The sequence below is a fragment of the Glutamicibacter sp. FBE19 genome (genome assembly GCF_015524875.1).
Classification (GTDB): domain Bacteria; phylum Actinomycetota; class Actinomycetes; order Actinomycetales; family Micrococcaceae; genus Glutamicibacter; species Glutamicibacter halophytocola.
In genome coordinates this window covers 149,524-166,351 of the sequence record NZ_JACKQN010000004.1, presented here as the reverse complement: position 1 = coordinate 166,351, position 16,828 = coordinate 149,524, and the positions used below count along the sequence as shown (strand labels likewise).

General features: G+C 59.7%; 14 protein-coding genes. 4 read left to right on the top strand and 10 right to left on the bottom strand.

All coding sequences use genetic code 11. The features are described 5' to 3' along the window. Window positions 1-36: 36 nt before the first annotated feature. Entirely contained in the window at window positions 37-1,386 is a 1,350-nt protein-coding gene (locus H6F58_RS08970; protein ID WP_171919619.1) for an amino acid permease, read from the bottom strand. A gap of 242 nt (window positions 1,387-1,628) precedes the next feature. Here H6F58_RS08970 and H6F58_RS08965 point away from each other — a divergent pair, with 242 nt between their 5' ends. Further along, on the top strand, window positions 1,629-2,198 hold the full coding sequence (locus H6F58_RS08965) for a histidine phosphatase family protein (protein WP_060700481.1): 570 nt from the start codon (window positions 1,629-1,631) through the stop codon (window positions 2,196-2,198). Here H6F58_RS08965 and H6F58_RS08960 read toward each other — a convergent pair. The 5 genes from H6F58_RS08960 to H6F58_RS08940 form a co-directional block, all read right to left on the bottom strand. Beyond that, on the bottom strand, window positions 2,195-3,274 hold the full coding sequence (locus tag H6F58_RS08960) for an alpha/beta hydrolase (protein WP_146277544.1): 1,080 nt from the start codon (window positions 3,272-3,274) through the stop codon (window positions 2,195-2,197). The genes H6F58_RS08965 and H6F58_RS08960 overlap by 4 nt on opposite strands. A gap of 481 nt (window positions 3,275-3,755) precedes the next feature. Further along, window positions 3,756-5,393 carry a malate synthase A gene (gene aceB, locus H6F58_RS08955; RefSeq protein ID WP_195181599.1) on the bottom strand — a complete coding sequence of 546 codons (1,638 nt, stop codon included), beginning with the start codon at window positions 5,391-5,393 and terminating at the stop codon, window positions 3,756-3,758. A 79-nt stretch (window positions 5,394-5,472) separates the two neighbouring features. Beyond that, the gene (aceA, locus tag H6F58_RS08950; RefSeq protein ID WP_060700484.1) at window positions 5,473-6,786 is read right to left on the bottom strand and encodes an isocitrate lyase; all 1,314 of its coding nucleotides are present in this window, start codon (window positions 6,784-6,786) and stop codon (window positions 5,473-5,475) included. Window positions 6,787-7,320: 534 nt separating this feature from the next. Further along, window positions 7,321-7,923 carry a HutD family protein gene (locus tag H6F58_RS08945; protein ID WP_171918676.1) on the bottom strand — a complete coding sequence of 201 codons (603 nt, stop codon included), beginning with the start codon at window positions 7,921-7,923 and terminating at the stop codon, window positions 7,321-7,323. A 9-nt stretch (window positions 7,924-7,932) separates the two neighbouring features. Beyond that, complete coding sequence (locus H6F58_RS08940) at window positions 7,933-8,553, bottom strand: thymidylate kinase (RefSeq protein ID WP_171918675.1); 621 nt, start codon at window positions 8,551-8,553, stop codon at window positions 7,933-7,935. Window positions 8,554-8,838: 285 nt separating this feature from the next. On the opposite strand from H6F58_RS08940, the gene H6F58_RS08935 reads away from it, so the two are divergent. Continuing rightward, the gene (locus H6F58_RS08935; protein WP_206693594.1) at window positions 8,839-10,260 is read left to right on the top strand and encodes a helix-turn-helix transcriptional regulator; all 1,422 of its coding nucleotides are present in this window, start codon (window positions 8,839-8,841) and stop codon (window positions 10,258-10,260) included. A 4-nt stretch (window positions 10,261-10,264) separates the two neighbouring features. After that, complete coding sequence (locus H6F58_RS08930) at window positions 10,265-10,990, top strand: AAA family ATPase (protein ID WP_257745835.1); 726 nt, start codon at window positions 10,265-10,267, stop codon at window positions 10,988-10,990. Here H6F58_RS08930 and H6F58_RS08925 read toward each other — a convergent pair. The 3 genes from H6F58_RS08925 to H6F58_RS08915 all read right to left on the bottom strand — a co-directional run bounded on the left by H6F58_RS08925 (window position 10,987) and on the right by H6F58_RS08915 (window position 13,090). Then, complete coding sequence (locus H6F58_RS08925; protein ID WP_171918673.1) at window positions 10,987-11,649, bottom strand: alpha/beta family hydrolase; 663 nt, start codon at window positions 11,647-11,649, stop codon at window positions 10,987-10,989. The two genes, H6F58_RS08930 and H6F58_RS08925, sit on opposite strands and share 4 nt — an antisense overlap. A gap of 61 nt (window positions 11,650-11,710) precedes the next feature. Beyond that, window positions 11,711-12,622: a hypothetical protein gene (locus tag H6F58_RS08920; protein WP_195181598.1), complete on the bottom strand. Its 912-nt coding sequence runs from the start codon at window positions 12,620-12,622 to the stop codon at window positions 11,711-11,713. 63 nt (window positions 12,623-12,685) lie between these two features. Beyond that, window positions 12,686-13,090, bottom strand: a complete 405-nt coding sequence (locus tag H6F58_RS08915; protein WP_244652498.1) for a GNAT family N-acetyltransferase — start codon at window positions 13,088-13,090, stop codon at window positions 12,686-12,688. 296 nt (window positions 13,091-13,386) lie between these two features. Between H6F58_RS08915 and H6F58_RS08910 the strand changes: the two genes are divergently transcribed. After that, a complete protein-coding gene (locus tag H6F58_RS08910; RefSeq protein WP_171918670.1) occupies window positions 13,387-14,028 on the top strand; it encodes a hypothetical protein in 642 nt (213 codons plus the stop codon). A 122-nt stretch (window positions 14,029-14,150) separates the two neighbouring features. Here H6F58_RS08910 and H6F58_RS08905 read toward each other — a convergent pair whose 3' ends face one another. Then, window positions 14,151-16,709 (bottom strand): ATP-dependent Clp protease ATP-binding subunit, encoded by a 2,559-nt coding sequence (locus tag H6F58_RS08905; protein ID WP_171918669.1) that lies wholly within the window; start codon window positions 16,707-16,709, stop codon window positions 14,151-14,153. Window positions 16,710-16,828: the final 119 nt, after the last annotated feature.

Below are 16,828 nucleotides of genomic sequence, written 5' to 3'. Positions count from 1 at the left end.
TGAATGAAGCCGGACGCCGAAGGGACAAACGCGGGGCTAGCCTCGCAACGAATCGCTATCCTGCCTGATCGCGGCCGCCGGGAGCACCAGCACCTTGTACAGCACGCCCAGCAACAGCAGCCAGACAATTCCGGTGTACAGGGCCACGCGGGTTTCGGCGCTCAGCGCCAGCAGGACCACAACCAGGGCCATGAAGATCAGGGCCGCCCACACGGCGATGGTTCCTCCCGGCACAGCGTACTCGCGAGGCAGCGAGGCGTCGCGCCCAGCCTTTGCTTCCTGCCGGCGCATGGCCAGATAGGAGGCCAGGATCATGATCCAGACCCAGACGGTGGCGAAGGTCGCGATCGAGGCAATGATGGTGAACAGCGCCTCTGGCAGCAGGGCATTGAGCACCACGCCGGCCAGCAGCACAATGGCCATGATGACCACGGTCATCCACGGCACGCCGTGGCGGGAGACCCGGCCGAAGGACTTCGGTGCATGGCCGGCGACGGACATCGCGTAGAGCATGCGCCCGGCACCGAAGGTATCGGCATTGATCGCCGAAATTGCCGCGGTGATGACCACTGCGTTGAGCACATGCGCCGCAGCCGGCAGTCCCAGGCCATCAAAAATCTGCACAAACGGCGAGGCCGAACCGTCGATCTGGCGCCAGTCGAAGAGCATCATGACCACAGCCAGCGAAGCCACGTAGAACAGCAGGATGCGCCAGGGCACGGTGTTGATCGCGGCGGGCACCGAGGTGGATGGATCATCGGCTTCGCCCGCAGTGATGCCGATGGTTTCGATGCCGCCGAAGGCAAACATCACCACTGCGAAGGACAGCAGCAGGCCCATGAAGCCGTTGGGGAACAAGGTGCCGGCGCTCATCAGAGTGGCAAATCCGGTGGCAGTGCCGGTGTCCGGGGCATTGAAGCCGAAGATGATCAGGGCCGCGCCGCCGACAATCATCGCGATAATTGCGGTGACCTTCACGATCGCCAGCCAGAATTCGGTTTCGCCGAAGACCTTGACCTTCATCAGGTTAATCGTGGCGATCAGCAGCACCACGGCCAGCACCCAGATCCACTGCGGCACCTGCGGGAACCAGAAGCCCATATAGATGCCGAAGGCGGTGACATCGGCGATGGCCACAATGGCCATTTCAAAGCTGAAGGTCCAGCCGGTGACAAAGCCGGCGAAATTGCCCAGGTAGCGCGAGGCATAGTGCGCAAAGGATCCGGAGACCGGATGCTTCACGGCCATCTCGCCCATGGCGCGCATGACGATGAAGACGGCTGCGCCGCCGATCATGTACGCAAAGAGGACTGCTGGTCCGGCGGCCTGGATAGCGGAGGAAGAGCCGTAGAACAGGCCCGTTCCGATCGCTGAGCCCAGGGCCATGAAGCGGATGTGGCGGGCCGTGAGCCCGCGGGCCAGGGAGGCCTTGATATCGGTCACGATTGTATTGCTCGGATCCTATTCGGGTGCATTCGATCTGGGCCTGAAACCGTTGAAAACAGGAATCAGCCGAGAAAATCCTATGTTCTCATTGGGCTTTGATGCGCGGAACGTGGGACAGATCTACCGTGAGCTTGACCACCAGCGGTTGCTGGTCCGCACACATCAAGTGGGAGAATGGGCTCATGAAACTTGGATTCGTCCGCCACGGACAGACGCAATGGAACCTCGAAGGCCGGCTGCAAGGCTCCAGCGACATTCCGTTGAACGACACCGGCAGGTCCCAGGCCCGCGAAGCCGTGAAGGTCCTCGGCGCCGGAGGCTGGGATGTCATTGTCTCCTCCCCGCTCTCGCGGGCCCGCGAAACCGCGCAGATCATTGCCGAGGGGCTGGGCCTGGAACTAGGCCCCAGCTACGACCTGCTCATCGAGCGCGACTACGCGCAGGGCGAGGGCATGGTCGAAACCGAAGCCCTGGCACTGTGGCCGGATAAGAACGGCGGCGGAATCGAACCGCTGGACTCCGTGGTGGACCGCGGACTGCGCGCCATCGAGCAGATCGCTGCGGACTACCCGGGCAAAAACGTCGCCATCATCTGCCACGGCACGATCATCCGCTACACCCTCTCGCACCTGGCCGGCTACAAGCTCGATACCATCCGCAACGGCTCGGTCGCCATTGTGGGCCGCGACAAGGCAGGGGCCTGGCAGCTGGAACTGGTCAACGACGAAGTCCCGGACAAGCTGGTCCACTAGCCATCAAGGACTTCGCTGCCCTCGGGCAGCACCGCGCGAATGCAGGAAGCCAGCTGCGAATCGCGCTGCCGGGTTTTGAGCGCTGCCAGCCATGAACCCAGGGACCGGTAGGCCTTGGCACGCACCGCGGGCGCGGAGAGAAAAACGTCATGCAGCGCTCCGGGCAAGCGCACCACATGCAATTCCCGGCCCAAATCCAGGCTGCGCTGAGCCACCACCTGCACATTCAAGGCCACATCGGCACGGGTGGCGGTGTCATGCCAGCGGGGCAGCAGGTAGTCCTCGGCCGAGAGCATCACCAGGGTGGGCATCTGCAGGTCCAAGCCCTTTTTCACCTTGGCTTGCGCGTTGAATACCGCAGCGATGAATCCGGCGGTGAGCTTGAAGCCATTGACCGGCCGCCAGCCCAGGTCGTAGTCCCACTCGCCGGAGAACTGGTTGGACACGGTGCGCGTGTAGAACCCCGGATCAACGGTGGGCAAAAAACGATGGGGGTTGCGCGCACTGGCCGCCTGGATGATGCGGGCCAGGGCGGTGCGTCCGATTTCGCTCGCCTGGAATTCCAGCCAGGGGCTGTTCAGCGCCAGCGCATCCACCTTGTCCGGGTTGGCCGCCGCATACATGGAGGCGCTGAGCCCTCCAGTGGAATGCGCGAGCATGACAAATCGGGTGCCCGGGTGGGCACTGGAAATAATCCGGTGCGCGGCATCAAATTCCTCGAAGTACTCCTGCAAATCGGTGGTGAACCCGGGGCTGATGCTTTCGTCCAGGCCGCGGGCCTTGTCGATGGGCAGATTGCGCCCGTAATGGCGCAGGTCCAGCGCGTAGAAGTCCGCCCCGGCCTCGCTGAGGAATTCGGCCAGTTCCTTTTGGAAGAAGTAGTCGGACCAGCCGTGCACATAGAGCACCGCAATTCCGCGCAGCGGCGGGGGCAGGCGCAGCTTCTTGCGCGGGCGATGCCGCACCAAGGTCGCAGTAGAACCATCGGCCAGCGGCAGCGGCCTCCAGCAGAAGCCATCTCCGAGCAGGTCAGGCTGCCAGAGGTCTTCGGCGGGGCTCTTGAACGTCAATGCCATGGCTACAGCCTAGCCACTGCGCACAAAAAACGGCATCCGCCCGCTGGACTGGCTGCCAGCGGATGGTGCCGCTATTTCCTGCCAGATGGCGAGTTCGCCGATGGATTGCCCCGCAAGGCCTGCACGGCCGAGTAGAGAAGCGAGATCGCTGCAGATACTCCGAGCATTCCGAGAAATGGCATATTTTCCATCCAGCTCGTCAGCATTCCGCACAGATATAACGAGGCAAGCGATACAAGCAGCACGACCGAGGCATCGGCTCGTGCTCGGCGATTGTTCCTGAACATGCATCCACCCTATGGCAATCCGTGTTGTTTTCCTCCGGTAGCCGGGGCAGGTTAATGGCCTGAAGCCGGCACGGCTTGTACTGCGCACAAAAAACGGCATCCGCCCGCTGGACTGGTTACCAGCGGATGAATGCCGCTTTTCGTGGCCGATCTTAAGGACGACTGGTTTCGAATCGGCCGGGTCTCATTGGCGCCTAGCCTGCCATTTGAAGGGTGCGGGCTGGTGCATCCAGGTAGCGCAGGTAGGCATTCTTGGTCAGGAAGGTCGGGAAGTCATCACGCAGTGCGCAGGCTTCGAAGATCTCCAGGGCTTCTTCGAAGCGGTCGCCCTCGAAACGCTCCAGGTTATCCATGGTCTCCTCGGCCAGCTCCTGCACCCAGCGACGGGTGATGATCTCGCCCTGGTCGGTGATGGCCGACTGGTGGATCCACTGCCACAGCTGGGAACGGGAGATCTCCGCGGTAGCGGCGTCTTCCATCAGGTTGCGCAGGGCCACTGCGCCATTGCCGCGCAGCCAGGACTCGATATAGCGGATGCCGATCTCGATATTGTCGCGGATGCCGCGCTCGGTGATCTTGCCGGTGACGCTCTGGATGTTCAGCAGCGCCGCATCGGAAACCTCAACGTCCTCGCGGGTGCGCTGCAGCTGGTTGGGGTTGCCGCCGAGCACCTCGTCGTACACTTCGCGGGCTACCGAAACCAGATCCGGGTGGGCCACCCAGGAACCGTCAAAGCCATCGGCTGCTTCACGCGCCTTGTCCTCGCGCACCTTGCCGAAGGCGATCTCGTTGATCGAGGCATCCTTGCGGTTGGGAACAAAGGCGCTCATCCCTCCGATGGCCGAAGCACCGCGGCGGTGGCAGGCCCGCACCAGCTGCTCGGTGTAGGCCCGCATGAACGGCGCGGTCATGGTCACGGTGTCGCGGTCCGGGAAGACAAAGCGCGGTCCGCGGGAACGGAAGTTCTTGATGATCGAGAAGATGTAGTCCCAGCGTCCTGCGTTCAGCCCCGAGGAGTGCTCGCGCAGTTCGTAGAGGATCTCTTCCATCTCGAAGGCAGCGGTGATGGTCTCGATCAGCACCGTGGCGCGAATGGTGCCGCGCTCGATCCCCAACAGGTCCTGGGCCATGTTGAAGACGTCGTTCCACAACCGTGCTTCCAGGTGGTTTTCCAGCTTTGGCAGGTAGTAGTACGGGCCGCGGCCGGCAGCCAGCAGGCGCTTGGCGTTATGGAAGAAGTGCAGTCCGAAGTCCACCAGCGCGCCGGAGATCGGGGTGCCGGAAACCTGCAGGTGCTTTTCGGGAAGGTGCCAGCCGCGGGGGCGAACCACGATGGTGGGCAGTTCGCTCAAATCGTAGCTGTTCAGCTTGTACTCGCGGCCATCCGGTGCGGTGAAGTCCAGCTCCCCGTCCAGGATGCGAATCAGGTTGACCTGGTTCTTGATCACGTTCTGCCAGGTCGGCGAGCAAGCGTCCTCCATATCGGCCAGCCAAACGTTGGCGCCGGAGTTCAGCGCGTTGATGGCCATCTTGCGTTCGATCGGGCCGGTGATTTCCACCCGGCGATCTTCGAGCCCCGGGGCGATCGGGGCAACCTGCCATGAATCATCTTCGCGGATGGAACGGGTCTCTTCCAGGAACTTCGGGTCGCGGCCATTGGCAATGCGTGCCCGGTTGACCTGGCGGCGCTGCATCAGTTCGGCACGGCGGGATTCAAAAGCGCTGTGCAGGGAGGACAGGAAGTCCAATGCGTCGCTGGTCAGGATCTGCTCCTGGTAGCGAACGGGGGTAGCGGTGATGGTGATGTTGTTCAAGGTGATCGGGGAGTTCATGGCAGCGTCCTTAAAGATGAAAAATGGTGGTGGTGCTAGCCGGCGTCCTTGCCGGCTAGCACCATCGACCCATCAGGGTCTAATGGAATTGGCCTTCTTCGGTGGATCCCACCAGGGCCAGGGTGGAGGCGTTCGGGTTCAGCGCCGTGGAGATGGCGTCGAAGTAGCCGGTGCCGACTTCGCGCTGGTGCTTGGTGGCGGTGTAGCCGGCAGCCTCGGAAGCGAATTCGCGTTCCTGCAGCTCGACGTAGGCGCTCATGCCGTCCTTGGCGTAGCCGGTGGCCAGGTCGAACATCGAGTGGTTCAATGCGTGGAAGCCAGCCAGGGTGATGAACTGGAAGCTGAAGCCCATGGCGCCGAGTTCGCGCTGGAACTTGGCGATGGTGGCATCGTCCAGGTGCTTCTTCCAGTTGAAGGACGGCGAGCAGTTGTAGGAGAGCATCTGATCCGGGAAGTCCTTCTTGACCGCTTCGGCGAACTTGCGGGCCAGCTGAAGATCAGGGGTGCCGGTCTCCATCCAGATCAGATCCGAATATGGTGCGTAGGCCTTGGCTCGGGCGATGCATGGCTCGATGCCGTTGGTGACCTTGTAGAAGCCTTCCGGGGTGCGCTCGCCGGTGATGAACTGCTGATCGCGTTCATCAACATCCGAGGTGATCAGGGTTGCTGCTTCTGCGTCGGTGCGGGCGATGACCACGGAGGGCGTGCCAGCCACGTCGGCGGCCAGGCGGGCCGCGTTCAGGGTGCGGATATGTTGTTGAGTTGGGATCAGCACCTTGCCGCCGAGGTGGCCGCACTTCTTTTCGCTGGCCAGCTGGTCCTCCCAGTGAACGCCAGAGGCGCCGGCCGCAATCATTGATTTCATCAGCTCGTAGGCGTTCAGCGGGCCGCCGAAGCCGGCCTCTGCGTCAGCGACAATCGGGACCATCCAGTCCTCGACGCTTTGGATGCCCTCGGAGAACTCGATCTGGTCGGCACGCTGCAGCGCGTTGTTGATGCGGCGGACCACCTGCGGGACCGAGTTCGCTGGGTAGAGCGACTGGTCAGGGTAGGTCTGGCCCGAGAGGTTGGCATCTGCGGCCACCTGCCAGCCCGAAAGATAGATGGCTCGAAGTCCGGCCTTGACCTGCTGAACTGCCTGGTTGCCGGTCAATGCTCCCAGCGCGTTGGTGTAGCCGCCGGTCGGGGTTTCTTCGGTCAGCTGCTTCCAGAGCTTCTGCGAACCGCGCTTGGCCAGGGTATGTTCTTCCTGGACCCGTCCCTGCAGTTTCACTACGTCTGCGGCAGTGTAATCACGAGTGACCCCGCTCCAGCGAGGGTTGTTTGCCCAGTCGGTCTCGATGGCTGCGATGCGGTTGTCGATCGAGGTTTCGTTGGTGTTCTCGGTAGTCATTGACTTGGCTCCTTCGCGCAAGCTCCGGGTTCATGTTGATCGATAGGTGATCTTGTGAACTTCTTCGTGGGAACTACTTTTCCTCAAGCGCAAGGGCTGAAATAGGGGTTTTCAACATTAAGATCTTCACTTCTTCTCAAAAATGAAAGATCTGCACTTCTTGGGGCAAGAGCGGAGGTGGACGCTGAAAATTGAGCAAATCGAGAGAAATTGATGAGAAAAAGTGTGAAATTTTAGAATGTCTCACGTGTTTTCGAGGAAGTGCGCGCGGTCAGTGTCGCCGGATGGGCAGCGCAACGACCCCGTCTGATATGGGAACCAGCCGATGGCCAAAGGATTTGAGCCAGGATTTGATGGTGCAGCAGGTGGTGAAAACGTGAAGTCCGGGAAGCTCGAATTTGATCTAGGGGGAGTGATGAGTACGCAGAAAGAGGGCGACTCTACGTCTAGGGCGGTACGCGGAAGCAGGGAAGTGGCGCGAAAATTCGCCGTTTTTGCCGTTGAGCCCAGAAGAGCGCCGACACCGTCTGCTGGCTAGGCGAGGTCGAAAGAAACAACTGCCATGACGCCGCGGCCTAAGATGCGTGGTTCCTGGGCATCCGATCCGGCGACGGTATCACGCAGGTTCACCGGCTGCTGCTCATCGCCAAGCAGCAAGGAGGCTGAACCTTGAAGCAGGATGCCGAGCTGGCCGTCGAAGAGGTGCTGTTCGCGCTTCTTCGACAACTCAACGATTCGCACCGTGGGGCGAACCTTTTGCGGATCCGCGGCAACATAAACGGTGAGCAGTTCTTCGGCGGGCTGGCTGGCTTCAACTGGGTCGCTGGTGGTGAACTTCAACGGGCGCAATGGCTCTAGTCCGTGCTGTTCGCCCTCGACGGTGAGCTCAACAAAATCACCAGCAACCAGCGTGATGACCTGAGCTGTGAGAGCAGAGGAGAAAGAAGCTTCCTTCTCAATGGAGCGAATGGATACCTGCCAGGTAGCCTCGGCTTCGGAGCTGCGCAGCAACGTTCCGTTATCGGCCAAAGTGCCTGCGGCGATGAGCCTCACCTGCCCTAGCTCCCATTGCTTCTTGGCGCTCTTGGCCAGCTCAAGAATGGAATCCGGTGCAAAAGTAGCCTGTGCTTCGCTCATGAGTCGAGTCTACTTGCCTGCGATCATGCGCAATCGCTCCACGAGTTGTGTCGTGGGCACGGATGCATCAAGCACCAGCCAACCATGCAGCGTGGCCAGGCGGAGGTATTCGGTGCGTGCTGCCTGCAGGAATTCCAGGGGTTCCTTGTCTTCGGCGCGCGCTTCGATGCGTTGGAAAGCGAGGTGGGGATCAAGATCCAGAAGAATGACGGTTGCGTGTTCGGTGCTTTTCCGGGCCAGCCACGGCAGGAGCACGCCTGGCTTCTGGCCTCGGACTCGGCGGAGAACCAGCTGGCAATACAGATGGCGGTCCATCACCGTTAGTCCCGGGGCCTGCGCAGCAGTGAACGAGTTGCGCACAACGTTGACGAGCCGGAAGGTCGTCTCGATCAGTGACTGGATGAGAGGTGGAACCTGAATGCCGGAGTTGTGCGAGAAGTTGTTGAGCCAACGCCGGCCAGCGGCATTGGCCAGTCTCCGTGCAGGAATCCGCTCGTTGATCAATTCTTGCACCAGGGTGTTGATAGCGGTGCTCTTGCCTGCTCCATCGATGCCCATTACGACAAAAGTCTGTGGCGGATCGTGGGCAGAGTTTTTCGCGAAGAGGACTTTTTCTGCGATGGCTGTCATGCGTGCTCCTCGTTCTTGGTTGATTGACTACTTCAACGAATGGCAGGTCTGCATGATTCCGCTGGTGCGCTGTGCATTTGGCATGAATGGCCAAAGGGTTGCTGCAGTTGGAAGAACTGTAGATATTTCTGCGCGCGCGGGCTTCAATGACGCATAAAAGCTTCTTTTATCGCCAAGTTCTGGAAAAGTTGCCCATTCTTCACATACTCTGGGCATGTGACTGCAACCACGTGGAACCGTGCGAAGACGCCAGAAAATGGCAATGGCTCCGGAGAGACTCCGGAGATGGATGCCATTGCCTTGGGGCGGAGGATTCGGTTCCTTCGCAAAAGCAAGCAAATGACCTTGGACGATATCTCGGCCGTGGTCGATACAGCGCCGAGCCAACTTTCCCTGATTGAAAATGGCAAGCGCGAACCCAAGCTTTCATTGCTCAAAGCGCTGGCCGGCGCCTTCGACGTCGGCGTTGACGACCTGCTGGGCACCGAACCTCCCTCACGACGGGCCGCCTTGGAAATCGAGCTGGAACGTGCCCAGCGCGGCCCGCTCTACGAGTCTTTGGGACTGCCGACCGTACGCGTGGGCACCCGCCTTCCGATGGACGTGCTTGAGTCGTTGGTAGGACTGCAACACGAACTCGAACGCCGATTGAACGAACAGGCGGCGACCCCTGAAGAGGCTCGCCGGGCAAATACCGCTTTGCGCCACGAGATGCGGCGCCGCAATAACTATTACAAGGAAATCGAGCAGGAAGCTTCCAAGGTTCTTTCGGCAGTCGGCCATGATTCTGGTCCGCTATCTCACCACCGGGCAGCGGATATTGCTGAACATCTAGGCTTCAGCCTGCGCTTCGCGGGGAACTTGCCCCACTCCACGCGCTCGGTGACCGATCTGAAAAATATGCGGATCTACCTGACCCAGGCTAACCGGACCGAGCACGATCCGCGGTCGGTACTGTTGCAGGCTTTGGGGCATCACGTGCTGGGCCATAAGACGCCGACGGATTACTCCGATTTCCTCTCCCAGCGCGTAGCCACTAATTATTTTGCTGCAGCGCTGATGATGCCGGAGAAATCAACAGTCGAGTACCTGCGCCGTGCCAAGAACAATCGGGAGCTGGCCATTGAGGACCTGCGCGACGCGTTTGCCGTGTCCTATGAATCGGCGGCACACCGATTCACTAATTTGGCCACCGAGCACTTGGGCATGACCTGCCACTTCCAGAAGGTGCACGAGTCCGGCATCTTGCACAAGGCCTATGAAAACGACCGCGTGAATTTCCCGGCGGATCATACTGGCGCCATCGAAGGGCAGAGCATTTGCCGATATTGGACCAGCCGCGTCGTGTTTGAACAGATGGACAAGTTCCGCTCCTTTGAGCAGTACACCGATACAGTCAACGGGACCTATTGGTGCACGGCTCGCACCGAGCGACACTCATCGGGACTGTATTCGCTGTCTATCGGGGTCCCGTTTGAGCACGTGAAATGGTTCCGTGGCCGCGATACCAAAGAGCGCTGCCAGTCCACGTGCCCGGATGAAAACTGTTGCCGCCGCCCGCCGGCGAACCTGTCAGATCAGTGGTTCGGCAATGCCTGGCCGGCCACGCGTGCCAATACGCACCTGCTCGCGGCGATGCCCACCGGTGCCTTCCCTGGCGTGGATGAGACCGAGGTTTATAGTTTCTTGCAGCGCCAAGAGGACTGAGCCTGTGGAATTTTCACAGATGTTCATGCCGGTGAGACGAGTCGAGGCTATTGACGCTGAGGCGTTGCTTGGAAATCAACGGTGGCCATTTGTTCTGCCGCCGGTGCGCCAGCTGCTTCATGAAGGGCTGGACCTGGGACAAGTCACCGTCATTGTCGGTGAAAACGGCACTGGAAAGTCGACTCTCGTTGAAGCGCTGGCGATGGCTTATGGCATGAACGCTGAGGGTGGTTCGACAGGCGCAATGAATACGACGAGGACGAGCGAGTCCGAGCTGTGGCGGCAGCTCAAGCTCCAGCGTGGTGCCGCGGCTTCGCGCAAGGGATTCTTCCTGCGCGCAGAAACCATGCACAACTTCTACACCTATCTCGAAGAATCCAAATTCAAGACCAAGCTGCATGAGCGGAGCCATGGCGAGTCTTTCCTTGACCTCGTTGAGGAGCGAATTCCCTTTATCAAGGGCCTATGGATCTTGGATGAGCCCGAATCTGCCTTGTCGTTGGCGGGCTGCGTGAAGCTGATGAAACTGCTTCAAACTATCGTTGACGGGGGATCGCAGCTGCTCATTTCCACCCATGCGCCCATTCTGGCTGCATTCCCGGATGCTCGGATCCTGGAGGCAGGATCGTGGGGACTTCGCGAAAATGATTTTGAACAGCTGGAGCTGGTGCGGGGATGGCACGACTTCCTGGATGACCCGCACAGCTATTGGCGCCGCGAGAGCATCTAAGAGGCGTGCTTCGAAATGAAGTTGGCGGTCGCTTCGGCCAGCCAGGCGCCATCCTGCGCCACCGTTCTTTGAGAACGGGCTACCTTGAAGGAATGATTGCCGCCTTCAAACCAGACCAGTTCCGTCGACTTATTGAGCTTCGCGGCGACGGCTTCCATCTTTTCTGGATTGGCGAAAGGATCCTTGGTTCCTTCCAAAAACAGCATGGGAACCGTCAACGGGTAGAGGTGCTCATCGCGAAGCTTGTCTTCCTTTTTCGGTGCGTGCAAGGGGTAACCCAAAAAGATCAGAGCGTTCGCCGGCATGCCTTCGGCAACGGCCAGCGAGGCCATGCGCCCGCCAAAGGATTTGCCAGCAACAACCACCGGGAGCCCCTCGGCTACATGCTCCTGAACCCATGAACGCACCTGCTGCCAGACGGCGATAGCCGTGGGCGCCTTGTCCGGGAACTTCTTTCCAGCGTCCATATAGGGAAAATTGAAGCTCAAGACGCTGATCCCGAGATCCGCGACAGCCTGAGCGTAGCCGGTCATGAACTCATGGTCCTTGCCCGCCCCCGAGCCGTGGGCCAAAATCATGACCGCGCTGGCGCTCCCAGCAGGTGACCACAGGGCACTGAGCTCAGAATCATTAAACGGAATAGACAGTTCTTGCGTCATGGATTCTAGCCTAGAGCGTACCGTTCATGCTGGAAGAATCCGTGGTGGCTTCGTCACCTGCCTATTGCAGCCACTCTTCGCGCAAGGCGGTGCTGGTATCTTCGCCATCTCTGGCGATAACAGTCAGCTTTTCAACTTGTTCTCCCACGGCAGCCTTGTCGTTGATCTTGATGATCATGTTTGAGGAGACGAAACTGGACGCACGCGTATCGTAGATGCCGTCCATCCACGGACCATCGTTGATCGTGACGACAAGTTCGCCGAATGCGGGCGATGTCACCTTGTCGACGTAGGCATGCGGGTCAGCAGGAAGGCAATTGCGGTACACCTCCACGGCGGTAATTTCTGCGTGGCACAAGGATTCATATACATCATTCATGCCCGCAAGCCACTGCACGTATTTTTCCTTGGCCCAGGCTTTGCGATCGTTGGGGTCTGCACCGGTTCGGGCTCGGGAGTAGGTTCCTGAATTCTTGCCATCCTCGGTGGCGAAGGTGACGCTTTCCAACTCTGGCGACTGCTCGCCGATGCTCTCGAACATTATTAGCCCCATGAATCGGAGCTCGTCTTCGCGCGTTTGGTAGCTTTCCTGCATCCCATCGCGGTTGAAGATCATGCTGTTGTCCAAATAGATCTTTATAACGCCCTCTTCTGGGGCTTCCCACGAGGTCATCAAGTTGTAGGGGTACAAGAATCCTTGGGTGGATTTGATGCCCGAGTTGTCTTTCCACATTTGAATTTTGGAGTCCGCCCAAGCCTGACCAGTCAAGGCCGTTGCGGTGGATTCAGCAGGAGCCGGAGCGATTGAATTTTCAGCAAGTCCAGTTCCAGGAATTTTGGCTTCGACGGTGGAGTCGCTTGGGGCGGTTGCCGATTTTTCCGGTTCAGCAGCAGGTGCCGGACGTTGGGGAGTGCTGCAGCCGCTCATCAAAAGAGCCACCATGGACAGGGCCATGAAACTTCGGATGCGCAAGAGTTGCTCCTAGCAGAGTGGTGAATTCCCATTCTATTAGGGCGAATGCGCTAAAACCATCTATTAGAGAAACTGGGCGAAAATTCTGACAGGACCGTGCTCGAAATCTGAACCTTCGGTCAGGTCCATGGATTCGTAAAACGCACGTTGCCCCGGCTCATCATCGGTAATGAGCACAAATTGGCGCAGGTGCTCGAATCTTTTTCGGACGGCCGAGAACAGTTCTCTTCCTGCTCCGGTGCGCTGGGCCTTCGGGTGAACCAAGATGTCTTGGAGGAAGCAAATGGTCGCGTCGTCAGATATTGCGCGGGCCAATCCGATGAGCTGGTGATCCTTGTCGTAGGCGTAGACAAGAAAGTCCGAGTTGGCGTGCGCCTTGTCAAGCACGTCAGGTTGGTCGGTATAAGCGCTCCAGCCGACGGAATCGTACAGTGCGATGATCTGTTCATGGGAAGGAACTTTTGTCATAGATATTTCCATTGCCTAGATGCTCCCAAAGTGTCCAAGAATTTGGTTCATGCTAGCACCGCGGGGCTGTTCTTCAGCCTGAAGCGCAACAACTCCTAGGATGTGGGACTCGGACGCCGCGCATCGTTTGCGAGCGGCTTTTCAACCGTTGCAATTTTTGACCATAACTTACTTGGACTTATTCATACCTAGGGAGGACGCCCTGTCCTTTTTGGCCTGAAAGACTGAACGGATGAAATTCCTCCCAAAGGCAGCTTCTCGAACAACGTCATATCTTCTCGAAGGAATGTCTTGAGATGGAAAAGATGGCTGTTGAAAGCGGCGAAATCCTTGAGCCTCAAGACAAGGGGCTGAATCGAAAGCAACTGGCCTGGGGCATCTTTCTTCTTGCTGTCGCAGTGATTTTTGGACTGGGCGCTGGCTGGCTATGGGCACGCTCTGAGCAGCTATGGTCCTCCGGACAGATTGTTTATTTCATCTTGCCTGGCAGGCCGCTGGTGTTTTGCGGATTGCTGGTTAGCGGCCTTTGGGCAGTGGCAGGGTTGCTTTGCCTTGTCCCCAAGATGATCCTCGGGATCAAGCGAAAGGGCATGCGAGTATTTGTCCGAATTCTCGTGCACCTGTGCATCACCGCGGCATCGTTAGTCTGGCTCTATTTTTGGCTGCTCTCGGGGATAAATTCAGTCGTGGGGACCTATCACAAGGTGACCGCGGAGACCGGGGAGAACATTGTCGTTTATAAACCGGGTTTCGACCCGGCGAGCTTTGCCGTTTATGCTCCAGCGTCCGCCTTTGTCTACGAAAGGATCGACGGGATCAGCGGCATGGCGCAGTCCGGGCATTTTGTCGCGGATCATTGCACACTTCAGAAGCAGGACGCTGACTTGATTCTTACCTGCGGCGTTGACGTGACAAAGTTCCCGAATCCGTCCAATTGACCATCGGCTAGCATCGCCATGACGCAGCTATGGAAGCACGTCTTCAGGGCAGGCAAAAAGGGGCTTGATGCGCCGCGAAGCAAAAGCTTCGGCGCATCAAGCCCCTTTGAGGCTAATTCGACCTAGTTATCGAAGAAGCTGGGCAGCTGCTCGTTCTGTGCTGGCGGGGTCGGCGCATCAACCTTCTTGCGCACCACCAGCTTGTCCTCAGCGAAGTCCACCAAAACGGTGTCGCCGGCAGCCAGCGAGTCGTCGATCAGCAGATCGGCGATGGCATCCTGCACCTTGCGCTGAACCAATCGGCGCAGCGGGCGGGCGCCGAACTCCGGGTCGTAGCCCTCGGAGGCCAGCCAGTTCACGGCGGGCTCGCTGACTTCCAGAGCCAGTTCCTGGTCTGCCAGGTGCTTCCGCGTATCGGCGATGACCAGCTTGACGATCTGGCCGATCTCCGACTGCGAAAGCTTCGAGAAGAGCAGAACCTCATCCAGCCGGTTCAGGAACTCGGGGCGCATGAATTCGCGCACCTTGCTCATCACCTTGGCGCGGATCTCTCCGGCCTCGCTGGTGGCCTTGGCCGAGGTGAAACCGAAGTTTCCGGCCTTGTTGGCCAGGTACTCGCCACCAAGGTTGCTGGTCATCAGGATCAGCGTATTCGAGAAGTCCACGGTGCGTCCGGCCGAGTCGGTCAAGCGCCCGTCATCGAGCACCTGCAAGAGCACGTTGAACACGTCCGGGTGGGCCTTCTCGATCTCATCAAGCAGGATCACCGAGTACGGGTTGCGGCGAACCTTCTCGGTCAGCTGGCCGGGCTCGTCGTGGCCGACATATCCCGGAGGGGCGCCGATCAGGCGGGCAACGGTGTGCTTCTCGCCGTATTCGCTCATGTCCACGCGCACCAGCGAGTCAGCCGATCCGAACAGGTTGGTTGCCAAGGCCTTGGCCAGCTCGGTCTTGCCGACACCGGTGGGGCCCAGGAAGAGGAACGAGCCGATGGGACGTCCCGCGGGGGACAGGCCGGTACGATTGCGCCGCACGGCGCGGGCCACGGCGGACACGGCGTCCTTCTGGCCGATGACCGAGGCATGCAGCGACTGTTCCAGCGAAGCCAGCCGCGACTTGTCATCGCCGGTGATCCGCGAGGTCGGGATGCCGGTGGAGCGGGAGATGACCTCGGAGATCTGGACCTCATCCACGACACGGGTGATTCCGGCGTCCCCGGCTTCCTCGGCCGCGTTGATCCGGGCGGTCAGCTCGGCGATGTGGTCGCGCCAGGCGCTGGCATCCTCGAAGCGTTCCTCGCCAATGGCGCGGGACTTCTCGCGTTCGGCTTCCATCAGGTCGGAGCGCAGGGATTGCACATCCTCGGTATCGCCGGCGGCAATGGAACGCCGGGCGCCAGCGATATCGATCAGGTCGATGGCCTTGTCTGGCAACTGGCGGTCGGTGAGGTACCGGGCCGAAAGCGCTACGGCAGCCTTGAGCGCAGCAGGGGTGTACTGCACCTGGTGGTGATCCTCGTAGGATTCGCGCAGGCCTTCCAGGATGGCCAGGCTGACTTCCTGCGATGGCTCGTCAACCATGACCTTGCCGAAGCGGCGGGCCAAAGCGCTGTCCTTCTCGACCTTGCGGAACTCATCGAGCGTGGTGGCGCCGATCAGGTGCAGTTCGCCACGAGCCAAGCGCGGCTTGAGGATGTTGGCGGCATCCATATTTCCGGATTCGCCGGAGCCGGCGCCAACCAGCAGGTGCATTTCGTCGATGAACACCAATACCTGTCCCTCGGCGTCGGCGATTTCTTCGAGGAGGCCGGTGAGGCGCTGTTCGAAGTCGCCGCGGTAGCGCGTGCCGGCCAGCATGCCGGGCAGGTCGATGGAGATCAGCCGGGAACCGCGGATCTGCTCTGGAACCTGGTCATCAACGATGGCCCGTGCCAGTCCTTCGGCGATGGCGGTTTTACCCACGCCGGCCTCGCCGATGAGCACAGGGTTGTTCTTGGTGCGGCGAGCCAGGATCTCCACGACCTGGTCCAGCTCGTCGTCACGACCGATGACCGGATCGATCTGTCCGTCGGCGGCCAGCGCCGTCAGATCGGTTCCGTACCGTTCGAGCATCGAGGCGTCGGACTCGTCCTGGCCCTGGTCCTGTCCGCCGTTTTGGGCGCGCTGGGCCTGTTCCATGGCTGCCTGCTGCAGGGACTGGCCGGTGATTCCGTGCTGGGCCAGCAAGTGGCTGACCGGGGATTCCGGGTTGAAAACAAAGGCAAGGAATAGATGGTCAGGGTCGATGTAGGTCGAACCGTAGTTGCGTGCCACCTGGTAGGCATCAAAGAGGCTGCGCTGGGCAGCAGAGGATAGCCGTGTTGGCTTTTCGCCCTTTTCTTGGCTCTTTGGCATGTGGGCAATGGCATCCTGGCTCAACGCCTCGATGTCGATGCCCATGGCGGCGAGGTGTTCACCGATGGGTTCTGTGCGTATCAGCGCTGCGAGCAGGTGCAAGGAGTCGATCTCGTCGTGTCCGTGCTCATGCGAGATCGCTGCGGCCGTTGCTACTGCCTCATGGGTACGCGTGGAAAGCAGGCGGGTGATGTCGATTGGACGTGCTGCCTGAGCTCGCGAAGAGAGGAACCGAGAGAGGAATTCCTCAAACGAGCCGTCTGATGGTGCACCAAAAAATGCTGGCAAGTGAGCCTCCTAGTAGAAACTTGAGCGGTCTATGCTCATGTTCAACGCATGAGGCTTCAAGATATTCCCGTGGTACTCGAAATATCTTCCCGAGCGCTCGAGGTCACACCTGGGGCGAC